This is a genomic window from Arthrobacter sp. D3-18 (genome assembly GCF_054408525.1).
Genome location: NZ_CP096439.1, coordinates 76,097 through 89,264, shown reverse-complemented (window position 1 = coordinate 89,264; position 13,168 = coordinate 76,097). Strand labels below are relative to the sequence as shown.

12 protein-coding genes are annotated in these 13,168 nt (G+C 60.5%); 2 read left to right on the top strand and 10 right to left on the bottom strand.

The features are described 5' to 3' along the window. The first annotated feature begins 216 nt into the window (after positions 1 to 216). Complete coding sequence (locus tag M1D89_RS00405; RefSeq protein WP_498643740.1) at positions 217 to 2,625, top strand: LuxR C-terminal-related transcriptional regulator; 2,409 nt, start codon at positions 217 to 219, stop codon at positions 2,623 to 2,625. A gap of 15 nt (positions 2,626 to 2,640) precedes the next feature. Here the strand turns inward: M1D89_RS00405 and M1D89_RS00400 are convergent, their stop codons facing one another. Next, entirely contained in the window at positions 2,641 to 2,829 is a 189-nt protein-coding gene (locus M1D89_RS00400; RefSeq protein WP_498643738.1) for a hypothetical protein, read from the bottom strand. 253 nt (positions 2,830 to 3,082) lie between these two features. On the opposite strand from M1D89_RS00400, the gene M1D89_RS00395 reads away from it, so the two are divergent. Next, complete coding sequence (locus M1D89_RS00395; protein ID WP_354225982.1) at positions 3,083 to 3,388, top strand: antibiotic biosynthesis monooxygenase family protein; 306 nt, start codon at positions 3,083 to 3,085, stop codon at positions 3,386 to 3,388. 84 nt (positions 3,389 to 3,472) lie between these two features. Here M1D89_RS00395 and M1D89_RS00390 read toward each other — a convergent pair whose 3' ends face one another. The 9 genes from M1D89_RS00390 to M1D89_RS00350 all read right to left on the bottom strand — a co-directional run bounded on the left by M1D89_RS00390 (position 3,473) and on the right by M1D89_RS00350 (position 13,139). Continuing rightward, on the bottom strand, positions 3,473 to 4,798 hold the full coding sequence (locus tag M1D89_RS00390) for an MFS transporter (protein WP_498643735.1): 1,326 nt from the start codon (positions 4,796 to 4,798) through the stop codon (positions 3,473 to 3,475). 227 nt (positions 4,799 to 5,025) lie between these two features. Then, positions 5,026 to 6,300, bottom strand: coding sequence for an NAD(P)/FAD-dependent oxidoreductase (locus tag M1D89_RS00385; RefSeq protein ID WP_498643733.1), 1,275 nt, complete (start codon positions 6,298 to 6,300; stop codon positions 5,026 to 5,028). Positions 6,301 to 6,364: 64 nt separating this feature from the next. Further along, a complete protein-coding gene (locus tag M1D89_RS00380) occupies positions 6,365 to 7,444 on the bottom strand; it encodes a maleylacetate reductase (protein WP_498643731.1) in 1,080 nt (359 codons plus the stop codon). Beyond that, complete coding sequence (locus tag M1D89_RS00375; RefSeq protein WP_498643729.1) at positions 7,441 to 8,355, bottom strand: dioxygenase family protein; 915 nt, start codon at positions 8,353 to 8,355, stop codon at positions 7,441 to 7,443. Before M1D89_RS00375 ends, M1D89_RS00380 begins: the two co-directional genes overlap by 4 nt. Then, positions 8,352 to 9,104: an alpha/beta fold hydrolase gene (locus M1D89_RS00370; protein ID WP_498643727.1), complete on the bottom strand. Its 753-nt coding sequence runs from the start codon at positions 9,102 to 9,104 to the stop codon at positions 8,352 to 8,354. Before M1D89_RS00370 ends, M1D89_RS00375 begins: the two co-directional genes overlap by 4 nt. Further along, complete coding sequence (locus M1D89_RS00365; protein WP_498643725.1) at positions 9,101 to 9,886, bottom strand: SDR family oxidoreductase; 786 nt, start codon at positions 9,884 to 9,886, stop codon at positions 9,101 to 9,103. Before M1D89_RS00365 ends, M1D89_RS00370 begins: the two co-directional genes overlap by 4 nt. Positions 9,887 to 9,894: 8 nt before the next feature. Further along, complete coding sequence (locus M1D89_RS00360) at positions 9,895 to 10,734, bottom strand: HpcH/HpaI aldolase/citrate lyase family protein (protein WP_354225968.1); 840 nt, start codon at positions 10,732 to 10,734, stop codon at positions 9,895 to 9,897. Then, the gene (locus tag M1D89_RS00355; protein WP_498643723.1) at positions 10,731 to 11,879 is read right to left on the bottom strand and encodes a CaiB/BaiF CoA transferase family protein; all 1,149 of its coding nucleotides are present in this window, start codon (positions 11,877 to 11,879) and stop codon (positions 10,731 to 10,733) included. Before M1D89_RS00355 ends, M1D89_RS00360 begins: the two co-directional genes overlap by 4 nt. A gap of 54 nt (positions 11,880 to 11,933) precedes the next feature. Next, positions 11,934 to 13,139, bottom strand: coding sequence for an FAD-dependent oxidoreductase (locus M1D89_RS00350; protein WP_498643721.1), 1,206 nt, complete (start codon positions 13,137 to 13,139; stop codon positions 11,934 to 11,936). Positions 13,140 to 13,168: the final 29 nt, after the last annotated feature.

Here is a 13,168-nt window from a genome sequence, read left to right as displayed (position 1 = left end):
GGAATCTCCAGCAGATCCCCCAATGCCGGGAAGTGGTACATTCGCGCCGTTCCGACACGCTGCTGGATTAGCTGTTCTGCGCCTCATCGCGCTTACCTTCCAATTTGTCCAAAGAGTTGTTGTGACTGCATCCAGTGTGCTCCGCTGCACGTGGCATTGGACGGGTCAAATGACCCCATCCGATACCTGTATTGTTGTCTGCATCACAGGAGGGTCATGAGTAACGAGGCAGTGACTGTTGGCTCCTTGGGGGGCCACAACCTGACGAGTTTCATTGGTCGACGCAATGAACTCGGAGCAGCAAGGGAGCTGATGTCACGTTCCCGCCTCCTGACGCTGGCCGGCCCCGGCGGTGTCGGGAAAACCAGGCTTGCAGCGGAGCTGGCCACCCGCACCCGGAAGGCGTTTCGTGACGGCGTGTGGATCGTTGAGCTTGCAGCGCTGGACGACGCCTCCCTGGTGGCTTCGCAGATTGCCGCATCCCTGCGCCTGCCCGATCAGTCCAACCGGTCACCCGCGGAAAGGCTTGCGGATTACATACAGGACCGCCAGCTCCTTTTGGTTTTGGATAACTGCGAGCATCTGCTCGGCGAAGTGCCCGCTTTGGTGGCAAAACTCATGGAGACTGCACCCCAGTTGCGGGTCATAACCACCAGTCGGGAGCCCTTGGGGATCTTCGGCGAACAGGTTTACCAGGTACCTCCGCTCAGCGCCCCCGCTGCCGCTGATATCGAAGCCGGAACCATTGAATCTTTTGAATCCGTCCGACTGCTGGTTGACCGCGCCAAAAGCGTCCATGCCGGATTCGAGGTCACCGACGGCAACCGGCAGGCTATCGCCGAACTATGCCGGATGCTGGATGGGATACCACTTGCAATCGAACTCGCGGCCTCACGGCTTCGCTCAATCTCCGTGGTCCAGCTGGTCGAAAGACTTGATCGTCGCTTTGAAGTATTGACAGGCGGAAGCCGGGCCGCCATCCCGCGGCAACAGACTCTAAGGGCCCTGGTGGACTGGAGCTACGAGCTCTGTACCCCGGGAGAGCAAACATTGTGGGCGAGGCTTTCAGTTTTTCCAGGCGGTTTCGACGTCGAAGCGGCCGAGGAAGTCTGCGGCTTCGAGGAGATCAGCAAGGCAGACATCCTGGATCTCCTGGACCACCTTGTTGCAAAATCGCTGGTGGTTGCCGGAAATGTCATCGATCACGCTTCCACAAGCGACCAGCCGCGGCGGTACTGGCAACTAATGACTTTCCGCGAGTATGGAGCATCCCTGCTTGAGCGTCGGGGCGAAGCGGCCGACCTACGGCGGCGGCAGCGGAACCACTACCTCCAAAAGGCTTCCGACACGGTCGCGGCATGGTGTGGGCCTGCGCAATCGAGCCGGCTTGCTGCCGCACATCGGGACCACACCAACATCCTCTTGGCTTTGGAATGGTCAGCAAGCACTCCCGGGGAGGAAACAACCGGGATGGAGCTGGCGGCCCTGCTGAGGTATCACTGGATAGCTGGCGGAAAACTCTCTGACGGGCGTCTATGGCTGGAACGGATGCTTGCCCTCGCCACCGACATGACACCACAACGCGGAAACGCTCTGTGGGTGGCAGCGTGGGTGGCCCTTCTCCAGGGTGATCGCGGACATGCCGAAGCATTTCTGGCCGAATGCCGTCAGATCGCCCGATCACTTGAAGACCCTGTTCTGGCCGCACATGCGGATCACTGGCAAGCCTTGTGCGAGGTTCTTGGAGGCCGGATCGGGCCCGCCATGGAACTTTTCAACAAAGCAGCAATTGTCCATCGCCTTCAAGAAGACCCCGCATCCGAACTCACGGCGATGTTCCTTTTAGCGTGGGCCCAGATGTACGGGGGTCGGATCGAGGAAGCCTTGGCCACGTGCCAGGAGGTCCTGAATGAAAGCGGAAAGCATGGGGAACGGTGGAGCCTTGCTTACGGTTACGCCGTCATGGGCCTCTGTTACTGGCACTTGGGCCGGCTTGATGAAGCCCGAACATGCCAGGTCAAGGCCTTGGAAATCCAGCGGGATTTTCACGACGGACTATGCATCGCACTCGTCGTAGAGCAAATGTCGTGGACGGCGGCGTCCAGTGGCCAGCTGGAAACAGCGGCAACACTTCTTCGCGCGACCCAATCTGTATGGAAAGGGATCGGCACCACTGTCTTGGCCTTCGGTCCTCTGGCGATGGACTCAACGCAAACAACCGATCGGATCCGGAACGGATTGGGAGAGTCGCGCTTCCAGACGATTCTGAACAGCGGACAGTCGTTGTCCAATGACCAGGCTGTTGAGCTGGCATTGAGCCTGGCCACGACGTCCTACGTTTCGCCCTCCGGACGCGCCGTTGATGACGGACGCCATGCCAGCCGCCGGGCCAAGAGGCCGGAGTTCGTCGGTGCGTTCACCACAAGCGGACCCACGCTGACTGAGCGGGAGGAGCAAGTCGCCAACCTTGTGGCCCGGGGGCAAAGCAATAAGGAGATAGCCGCCGAACTGGTGCTGTCCCCGAGAACTGTCAGCGGACATATCGAACGCATTCTTTCGAAGCTTGGTTTTACCTCGCGCACCCAAGTTGCCACATGGGTTGCAGGCCGCTCATCCGGTCCCTAGCGTGTGGGTCGGCCATCAGCTGCTGAAGGGGACTTGGGGCGTTCCATCGTCCGGATCTTCAACATCCCAGCCTGCCCAAGGGTAAGCCACAATACTCCCGGAAGTCCGGGGGCCGGGCAACCTCGGAGACGGGGACCGGGGGGTGGATGGCGAGACGAAGTGCAGGCCCAGCAGCCTTCCGAGGCTGATACCGGTGGTGGTCATGGGAACTCCTCATTGAGTTTCGTGCTGTGCCCGCTTCTGCAGGCGACTATGACCAGCGTGCACGTCTTTGAACCCAGGAACAAATACTAAATTCAACAATTGCCATAGCCCTTGCATATGCCACGAGACCCTCTGTTTGCAATAAAAGAGCAGAGTACGAACCCTTCAGTTTTCCGATACATTATTAATTACCAGCAACCTCCTTTTGGCAGGATACGGAGATCGCACGTAACAGGTTTGGGAAAGGTAACAGATGATTTACGAACACGCAGAGCTCAGGATCAATCCTGAAACTGAAGAAGAGTTTCTTGCAGAGTTTGCCGCAGCTACTCAACTGTTGCTGGCCGCCCAAGGTTGCCATTCAGTGGAGTTGCAGGCCAGCGTGGATATGCCCGGCACCTATTTGCTGAGGGTGGGGTGGGAAAGCCTCGAGGACCACACAGTTGTCTTTCCGGGCACATCCCAGGCTGAAGATCTTTACAAGATTCTCTTGGCCCACTGCCTCGAGGCACCCCATGTGGTTCATTTCAGTGGGCAGGACGTGCTGAACACCCGGTGAGCCGGTTCCCATGAGTGCCGCGAGTGCAGGAAGCGGAGTGCCCCGGCATCAACCGGGGCACTCCGCTTTATGGTGAAGCAGGAATCAAATTACTGAAACCGCGGCTCCAGCATCCTCCGCCGCCACTTCCTTGGCAGGGCGTTGAGGTACCAAAAGCGCAATGAGGCTGATGATGCCGATGGCCACGATGAGGGCGGAGACATAGATGGGATCGTTGCCGCCACGCGTTGCCAGAAGCGCAGTGGCTGCAAGAGGAACCAGCCCGCCGCCCAAAGTCGCAGACACCTGGTATGCCAAGGATGCGCCTGTGTAGCGTGATTCCGCACCGAACATCTCGGAGATGAAGGCAGCGGTGGGTCCGTAAACCATGGCTTGGAGCAACGGGTTCCCAATCAGGAAAGCCAAGAACAGCAACACCAGGTTGTCGGCACCAATCATCAGCCACAGCGGGTGAATCAGGACGATCATGCCTACGACGCCGGTGATCATCACCTTGCGTCTCCCTATCCTGTCGGACAAAGCAGCGAACATGGGGATGGTGAACACGTGGATCACCTGTGTGGCCAGGCTGATCCAGAGAACATCCGAGCGGCTATGTCCTGCTGCAACGGCATACGGCATGGCAAAGGTAGCCAAAAGTGACTGGACCGCGAAAGCCATGATCGTTCCGAGGCAAGCGACCACCACCGCGCGGGGGTATTTCCGGAGGACCTGCAGGAGTGGATGTACGCGGCGTAGTTGTGACGATGCCGCTTGCCGCTGTGATTCCAGGAAGACAGGCGATTCTGCCACTTTGAGTCGCACGAAGAGTCCCATGCCCACCAGAACAGCGCTGAAGAGGAAGGGCAGGCGCCATCCCCAGCTCAAAAAGGGTTCCTCCGGCAACAAACTGCTCAGGGTAAATGCCACTGTGGCGAGGGCCGCGCCGGCCGGGCCGCCCATGTTGGCGAAGCTGGCGGAGAAGCCGCGCCGCTCAGGGGTTGAGTGCTCCATGGCCATTAGCGCCGCACCACCCCATTCCCCGCCCACGGCGATGCCTTGAATGATTCGAAGCAGAATCAACAGTAAGGGCGCCCACTGTCCGATCATCGCCTGCGTTGGCAGAAGCCCGATGCAGAAGCTCGCGCCTCCCATCATCAGCATGGTCAGGACGAGCATTCGCTTCCGTCCAAGGCGATCCCCAAAGTACCCAAAGATCAATCCGCCAAGGGGCCTTGCGAGGTATCCCACCGCCAGAGTGGCGAAGGACGCCACGATGCCCAGCGCCGGCGACATGTTGGCGAAGTAAAGAGGGGCGAACACCAGACTTGCCGCCAACCCATAGAGCAGGAAATCGTAGAACTCGATCGCTGTACCCATGAAGCTTGAGAAGAGCACCGTCTTCATTCGGCCGGATGATTTAACTGACACTGAAACTCCTTTGTTTTGATGCGCGTTAAATTGCTGTGGTGACCCCACGAAGGGCCCGATAACGGCCGCGGGTCAGTAGGCCAGCAACAAGATCTGGTCCCGCCCGTACTGCAGGCCCGGGTGGCTCTCACTCAGATGGCGTTGCACCTCAAGAACAAGCTCATCGTCGTTGCCCCCCTCAAGAAGGGAGCCGCAGGGGCATGAAACGTATCGACGGCGGCTGGCGGTCATGGCACTGGGACCGTTGCGATGGCTGGCTCCAGCCCGGCAACAAGGTCCGGTAGTTCGCCCCAGGTGACGGGCCGGCGAAGCTTGGCGCGGAGTTGAACGAATTCCTGGCGCCGCTCAAAGGCCAGGACTCCACTGACGAAGTCACCTTCACGGAAAAAGAACATCGATCCGTCATCACTCCGACTGGAAAGGACTGGTTGTCCCGCCGTCTGATAACCGGCCCACTGCACCCGTTGACCGTGTTGGTCGGACCAGAAGAAGGGAACATTGACGAACGGAGTGAGGGGCGCCTTCTCCACGAAGCTGACGGCATTGAGCCCCGCCGCGCGGCCTTGCTCCGCCGCCGTCGTCCAGTGCTCGATCCTCATGGTGGCGTCGAAGCGGCCGTTGGGCCACCTCACGGCGTCACCCGCTGCGAACACGCCCTGGCAACTTTGGAGGTAGCGGTCTGTGAGGATTCCGTTCTCGAGTTCAATACCCGAAGAGGCCAACCACGAAACGGCCGGCCGGACCCCGACCCCCACTACGATCACGTCTGCGGCGACTTCACGACCGTCACTGAGTGTCAGAAATCGCCGGCCATCCCGTTCCACAGTGCCGGTTGCACCCACTCCAAAAAAGGTGTCCACCCCATTGATGTGGTGCAAATCCTCGTAAACAGTGGAAATGGCTTCGCCGAAGCGGATCAACGGGTGCTCGGCTAGGTCAATCAGCGACACCGCACGCCCGGCGCCGGTAACCGTGGATGCGAATTCCCCGCCAATGAAGCCGGCGCCCACAATGGCAACGGAGCGACCGGCATCCGCGAGGCTACGGCGCAGGGCCACCGAGTCTTCGAAGCGCCGCAACACGAAAACGTCCCTTTCGCCGCGGAAAACGGGAGGCATGATTGGTTCACAGCCCGTGGCAATCACGGCTGCGCGGTACGTGAGATCGCCCTGGTGTGTGCTGATCACCCGGCGCCGTGGATCCAGGGCCGTGGCGCTTTCTCCCAGTTGAAAATCCACGCCTTGCTCTTGGAGGGCCCGCGCCGAAGGGTAGATCAGCGACTCGATATCGAGCTCATCGCTTAAGGGGATCTTGGACAGCGGGGGCAGCTCATACGGCAAGTGCTCTTCTGAACTGATGACCGTGACCTTGAGGCCAGGTGCCCGGCGGCTTGCGGCCTCTGCCGCGCGGAGTGCCGCCGTCGAGCCCCCAATGATCGCTATGTCCGTAGTTTTATGGAGCATGCCCGTACTTCCCGTCTTTTTCAAAGTGAGCTGAATCACCGCTTTCCTCTACTGTGGGACTGGCGCTGATATTTCACAAATACCAAAATATGTGGCTATGTATCTATAAAATATATGTCTCACTGGAGGTAAGGTCGTCCCCGTTGAGGGCGGCCGTCACGAGTCCGCGGATTCCCTCTTCCGTCAACGGCCTCGGGTTGGCGTATTGGTTGCGGGTTGCCATGTCAACAACCGTCTCGACGTCGCTGTCGTCCAACCCGAGGCTCCGCAGTGAAGCCGGGGCGCCCAGTTCCACGCTCAGCCGACGGATGTAGCCTGCCGGATCTTCGGCTCCAGTGGCTCGCTGAAGTGCTGCGATGGCCTCGGGGGCAAATGCGGCGTTGTAGTGCAATGCGTAAGGGAGTACTACCGTGTGTGTCTCAGCGTGCGGGAGGTTGAAGGTGCCCCCTAAAATGTGGCACAGCTTGTGATGAAGGGACATCGTGGTGGCCCCCAATGTTGCCCCGCAAAGCCAAGCACCGTAAAGGGCATCCGATCGGGCCCCTGGATGGCCTGGGTTTCGCGCAATCAATGGCAAGGCACTGATCATGGCGCGCGTTCCTTCTTCCGCCATCCGGGAGATGATGGGCGAGGCATCGGGCGCGTAGAGGGCTTCCACCGCATGTGCTACGGCGTTGAAACCGCTAGTCACCGACATCCCCACTGGCAACGTCAACGTCAGGTCGGGATCATAGATAACGCTTGTTGGCAGCACTTTGGGGTCGCGGCCGGTCTTCTTCTCACCGTCGGCGGTGAGCCCCCAAATAGGGGTCATTTCTGATCCGGCATAGGTTGTAGGCACCGCGATGATGGGGGCGCCGAATTCCAAGGCAATGGCCTTCCCCAATCCGGTGGTGGACCCGCCTCCCACTGCAACGTATCCGTCAGCATTTGCGGCCTTCGCTGCCGCACGGGCACGGTGTGCTGACTCTATAGGTACATGCATCTCCGCTTCAGCATGGACACCCGCACTCGCATCGCCCAGTTGCCGGGAGATGTCCCTGGCCAGCTCCTCCTGGAACGGGGTGGACAGAACCAACACTCGCTTGAGGCCCAGGGCTTCAACTTCTTCGGAGAGTTTCTTGATGGACCCTGCTCCGAAAACCACCCGCATCGGCAGTGCTTGATAACTGAAATCCTTCATCGGGACACCTCTTCGGGGACATGGACATGCTGCTTGGACGTCTGGATTTCGGGGTGCAGCCGAATGTCAATGACCCCCTCAACGAAAGGGCAACCCACACCGAATCTTGAGGCAGCCACAGGGTCTTCGTTGGTAGTGAAGGGCGTTATGAGGCTTTCCTTAACCGCAAACACAGCATCGGATTCAATGTATTCACTACCGCCGATGAAGATATGGGTTGTCAGTTCCTTGAAACCCGGCGCAGCGACAATGAAGTGGATGTGCGCGGGCCGGTAAGGGTGCCTGCCCGTGGCCTCAAGCAGGTCCCCCACCGGGCCGTCTGTGGGAATCGGGTAGTAGCTGGGAACAACACTTCGGAAAAAGAAGGCGCCGTCGTCGTCCGTTATGAAGAGACCCCTGCCATTGCCAACGCTCTGAATCCCGGGCTGCTGAACGTCATAGAAGCCTTTGGTATTGGCCTGCCAGACGTCAATCCGGGCATTGGGAAGGGGACTGCCATCGACCGAAAGGACCTTGCCCCGGACCACGCAGACCGCACCGCCGCTCTCCGGTGAGATGTTCTCGCCAAGCTCCCGGGCCGGGGACTCCACCATGTGGAAGGGCCCCAGCACGGTGGAATCCGTTGCATCCGGTGTCTCTGCGTCATTGATGGTCTCCACCAACATGGAAACTCCCAAGACGTCGGAGAGCAAAATGAACTCCTGCCGGACGTCGCTGCACTTCTTACCCGTCGATGTGAGGAAATCGATGGCCGCCTCCCACTCCGGGATGCTGGGGCTTATCTCACGGACAAAGGTATGGAGGTTACGTGTCAAACTTTCCAGAATGGCCTTGAGCCGCTCATCCGAGGTGTTCTTGAAGCTTTCAATGACAGCCTCAGTCAGGGATTCCGGGCCGAGATCCGTGGTCATGGCTGACTTCCTTTCGATATCTGCTGAGAGTGATCTTGAAGAAAAGCCCTGAGCGCCGCTGCTGTTGCCCTCGGTTGCTCCAGGGGAAGAAAATGCCCGCTCTTTTCGATCACGACAAAGCGGGCATCCGGGAGTCCGGTGGCCAGGTCTTCGCCCAGTTCCGGTGGCGTGATGGTGTCTTCCGCCGCTCCAACAACCAGGGCCGGGCAGTTGAGCCCCGCCAAATCATCCCGACGGTCGTTGCGGTCCAGCACAGCAAGCTGCTGGTCGACGAAGACCCGTTCGCCCAGATCCCTGGTCATGGTTTCCACGACGTTCAGGACCGCGGGAATTCCCCGGGATACGGCCGGGGCCGTGCGACTGATGGCTTGCTGGAACCCTCCGGATTCTACGAGGGACACAAGGTTCCGGGAGTTCTCCCGGCGGTCCTCGGGTGCGGCAATTGCGGAGGTGTTGAACAAAACCAGGGCCTTGACCCGCCCCGTGTTCCTGAGCGCTACCTCCAGCGCGACATAACCTCCCATTGAAATCCCCACCAGCACAAACTCCTCAGGCGCCAAACACAGAACGTGATCAGCCATGGCCTGGATGGTCCGCCCTTCGCCGCGGATCACTGTACAGTCGAACTCCCCCTTGAGTTCATCAATGACCGGCTGCCATAGCCGGGAGTCTGCGCCCAAAGCTGGCAACATGATCAGGGGAACAGTCTTCATAGCAGGTCCTTCCTTGGTGATTGCTGCGGAGGTCATGACGCTGCCCCGTCGACGTGCAACACGGTTCCGGAGGTAAAGGCGGCGGCGTCCGATACGAGGTAGGCCACAGCTGCGGCGATTTCGTGGCCGGTTCCAGGCCTGCCAACGGGAATCGCGGCAGAGGTGGCAGCCCTATCGTCCGGCGTCATCGCCTCGAACGAATCCCTGACCCTGCCGCTGGTGGGAAGGATCAACCCGGGGGCGATGGCATTGACGGTAATTCCGGTGCCGCCAAGGTCCTTGCCCAGCTGCTTTGTGAGGCTGACGATTCCGCCCTTCGAGGCCGCATAAGCCAGGCGGGCCCCCACGGTGCCCGACGGGCCGGCAAGCCCGTCCGCAACCAGCGACGAGAAATTCACGATCCGCCCGTAGCCGCGTTTCAGCATGACCGGTACTGCGTGCCGGGCGCACAGGAAGGTGCTGGTGAGGTTGCCATCAATGACCGAGCGCCATACCTCGCCGCTGAGCTCGGATAATTCACGGACCACCGCCGTGCCGCTTCCCCCGGCAGCACTGACAAGTGCATCAATGCGGCCGAATTCCGCCTCAATACGGGCGAACACCTCCGCAACCATGGCCTCGTCGGCCAGATCCCCGGAAAACGTCAGCACTTTGGCCTCCGGGGCCCTCTCCTTCAATCGCGCGGCAGCATACTGAAGCGACGGCCCGGACATATCAAGGAGGACCAGATCGAAACCGTCATCCGCCAGACGGTCTGCGATGTCATTTCCGAGTCCGCCACCTGCGCCAGTGATGACAGCCACCGGGCGGTCATTCATGGAGTGACTCACGCTGCGCCCTCTGCTTCCTTGCTAGCGGGCGCATGTGCGCCGGAGCCGAAGCGGACCAGTATGGTGCGTGCGCGGCGGAGTACTGGAGCGTCCACCATGGCCCCGTCGACCGTGGCCACACCTCCCCCGCTGTTGATGGATCCCACGACACGCCTGGCCCACGCAACATCATCATCGCCGGGGTGGAAAGTGTCGTGGACAACGGCAACTTGTCGGGGATGGATGAGGAGCTTTCCGGTCATCCCCAGCTCCATGGCAGCACAAACGTCCCGCGCCAAAGCTGCATCGTCGTCGAACTTTGCTGTCACGCCGTCCACCGGCCCTGGCAAGCCGGATGCACGGGAGGCCATCACCAGGGTAGAACGAGCCATCAACATGGCGCGGTGGTTGGGTTGGGCCCCAATGTCTGCCGCCAGGTCGAGCTCTCCGAAGGCCAGGCGGGCCACACCCCGGGCACCGGCCAGCGACGTTGCTGCCAGGACGCCCGCAGCGGACTCCACCAGCGCAATAACGGGACGATCCAGCGTTTCATGGACACCGATCACGTCCTCGGGGCGCTCCGCCTTGGGGACCATGACCCCCAGCAGGCCCGGGAGCCCCTTGAGAGGCGTAACATCCTGTCCTGCCCTGATTCGCACTACCGCCCGGCCCGATGTGGCCAACCACGCTACGACCTCCTGCAGTGCCATGTCCCGGTTCCCGACCTTCACGGCATCTTCGAGATCGAGCACTGCAACGTCAGCGCCGGATTCTTCCGCTTTCCGGAAACGCCCGGGTCGGTCACCGGGCACAAAGAGAAAGGAGCGGGCATCCTGAAGCTTCTTCCAAGTACTCATGACGTTTCCAGCACTTTGAACTCCGCCAGCACGCGCTCCGTGTGTTCGCCGACTTCCGGCACCCTGCCCATCACTGGTTCCTGGCCCAAGAACGTTGCCGGAGGAATGAGTGCTTTCAGGGTTCCAACCGGTGAGTCGTACTGGCGCCAGCGGTTGCGTGCCCTCAACTGGGGGTGATCGGCGAAGCCGCGCATGTCACGTAGTAATGCGTTGGCGATGCCGGCGTTCTCCAACAGGTCCACCACATCCTCAGCCGTGTATCCGGCGAGCGTCTCCTCGATTGCCGCGGTGAGCTCCGCGTTGTGCAGTACGCGCAGGGAATTACGCAGGAACCGCTCGTCCACTGCCAGGTCCGGGCGCCGGAGCACACTTCCGCAAAACGTTGCCCACTCCCGTTCGTTCTGGATTCCGAGGAAAACCTGACGGGAGTCGCCGCACGTGAAGGGGCCGTATGGGGCGATCGCAGCGTGGGAGGATCCTGTCCGCTGGGGCGGCGCATCGCCATAGACGGCATAGTTCATGGGGTAACCCATCCATTCACCGAGCGCTTCCAACATGGACAGTTCGATCGTTGCCCCCTCGCCGGTCTGCCCTCGCTGGAGCAGCGCAGTAAGAATTCCTGAATAGGCGTACATTCCCGAGGCAATGTCCGCAATGGAAATGCCCACCTTGGACGGGGTCTGGTCGGTGCCCGTAATGGACAACAGCCCGGCTTCGCACTGCACCAGCAGGTCGTAGGCCTTCTTGGATGAGTACGGGCCATCCGCGCCGTAGCCGGAAATGGATACATGGATCAGCTCAGGCCGCTCGGCACGCAGTTCCCCTGCGCCCAGTCCCAAGCGCTCCGCTGCGCCGGGAGCAAGGTTCTGGATGAAGATGTCAGCGTTGCGGACCAACTGGTGCACCGCACGATTTCCCTCGGCACTCTTCAGATCCAGGGCCACTGACTCCTTGGACCGGTTCAGCCACACAAAGTGACTTGCCATGCCTTTGACGGTTTCGTCATACCCACGGGCAAAGTCACCCACTCCGGGCCGTTCGATCTTGATGACTCTGGCGCCAAGATCGGCGAGCTGGCGGGTGGCGAAGGGTGCTGCCACCGCCTGCTCAAGAGAGACGACAGTAACGCCGCTCAGAGGAAGCATAGTGAAACTCCTAAAAGTAGTGGTGCCGGCTTGCAGGCGAAGGCGGATTGACGTCTAGGCATGGACAAGCGACGGCGTTTCAAGCGTTTTGGTGAAGTACAGAACCTCTGCCGCCAGTTCGGGATCGTTGCCCATTCGCCGGAACAGCTCCAGATCGCTGTCCCGTTGAACCGGGTCAGAGGAGTGGAAGATCAGCCGCTTGTTCGCGGTGGCGCGCGGACTGGCTTTATCAATAAAGGCAGAGCGGCGTAGTTCCGAGTAGGCATCCAGGACGGACTCTCCAGCTTTTCCTGAGGCGACTGCTCCCAATGCTTCGTTCAGTACATAAGAGTCGAACAGGCCCATGGTCAGGCCGAAGCCGCCTGTGGGGTTGGTTGCATGGGCAGCGTCGCCGGCCAAGAGGACGCGGCCAACCCGGTAGGTGGGGGCACTGCGCTGATGCATCCGGTAAGGTGCGATGGCATCCAAGGTGGTGCCTGCAGCGACTTCGGGGCCAAAGATCTGCTCCAGGAACCTTGGCAACCGCTCCACCACTCCCTCTTCGGGGAGCACTGCGTCTTCCATGTAGGTATATCGCCAGAGCCCATGCGGGCCGGAATTGTCGATCTTGACGATGATTGCCCCCAGGACATCGTCAACGTAGAACGTTGTTTGTGCCCAGCCCTTGCGGTCATCGGGGAACCGGATATTGGCCGCAACGAAGCGCTCCGGCCATGTGAAGCCTTCAAACGGAAGATTCAAAGCGTTGCGCACTGCGGATCCGGCTCCGTCAGCGCCGATTAGCCAGGGGGCCTGCAGCTGGACGGGATTCCCATCATGTTCAGCTGTGACGGTGACGGCGGAGTCGTCCTGGGATATCCCCGTGATCTTATGTCCCCACAGGACGCGGGCGTTGGGCAGCTGTTCCAAGTGGCGGAGGATGATCCTGGCCAGTGCACCTTGGCCGAGGTGGAGGTTGTGCGGGTGCTTGACCCGTCCTTCCAAGGCCTTCAAACCGTAATTGATTGTTTCGCCGGTGTCCCGGACGTGATGGGCATAGTCCTGTTTCAGGAATCCTGCCTGGGTTGCGTCGTCATACAGCCCCAGCCGTTCCAAGCCGTCCAGGGTGGACCAGTGGTAGAGAATCGCCCGCGGGGCGTCGTTCGGCTCGGCAGAGCGTTCGACGACGGTTACGTCCAGCCCCTGCTGCGCCAGGCCCAGTGCGTTGAGCAGACCAGTAGGACCGGCCCCGGCCACAATCACCTGTTGCTCGTATTCCATGTTGCCTCCGTTGTAAACCTGTGGCGTGA

Bases quoted from the DNA above. Each gene is read 5' to 3' on its own strand.
- M1D89_RS00360 (WP_354225968.1), bottom strand. From the start codon at position 10,734: ATGAGTACTTGGAAGAAGCTTCAGGATGCCCGCTCCTTTCTCTTTGTG.
- M1D89_RS00380 (WP_498643731.1), bottom strand. From the start codon at position 7,444: ATGAAGGATTTCAGTTATCAAGCACTGCCGATGCGGGTGGTTTTCGGA.
- M1D89_RS00395 (WP_354225982.1), top strand. From the start codon at position 3,083: ATGATTTACGAACACGCAGAGCTCAGGATCAATCCTGAAACTGAAGAA.
- M1D89_RS00400 (WP_498643738.1), bottom strand. From the start codon at position 2,829: ATGACCACCACCGGTATCAGCCTCGGAAGGCTGCTGGGCCTGCACTTC.
- M1D89_RS00350 (WP_498643721.1), bottom strand. From the start codon at position 13,139: ATGGAATACGAGCAACAGGTGATTGTGGCCGGGGCCGGTCCTACTGGT.
- M1D89_RS00365 (WP_498643725.1), bottom strand. From the start codon at position 9,886: ATGAATGACCGCCCGGTGGCTGTCATCACTGGCGCAGGTGGCGGACTC.
- M1D89_RS00375 (WP_498643729.1), bottom strand. From the start codon at position 8,355: ATGACCACGGATCTCGGCCCGGAATCCCTGACTGAGGCTGTCATTGAA.
- M1D89_RS00370 (WP_498643727.1), bottom strand. From the start codon at position 9,104: ATGACCTCCGCAGCAATCACCAAGGAAGGACCTGCTATGAAGACTGTT.
- M1D89_RS00355 (WP_498643723.1), bottom strand. From the start codon at position 11,879: ATGCTTCCTCTGAGCGGCGTTACTGTCGTCTCTCTTGAGCAGGCGGTG.
- M1D89_RS00405 (WP_498643740.1), top strand. From the start codon at position 217: ATGAGTAACGAGGCAGTGACTGTTGGCTCCTTGGGGGGCCACAACCTG.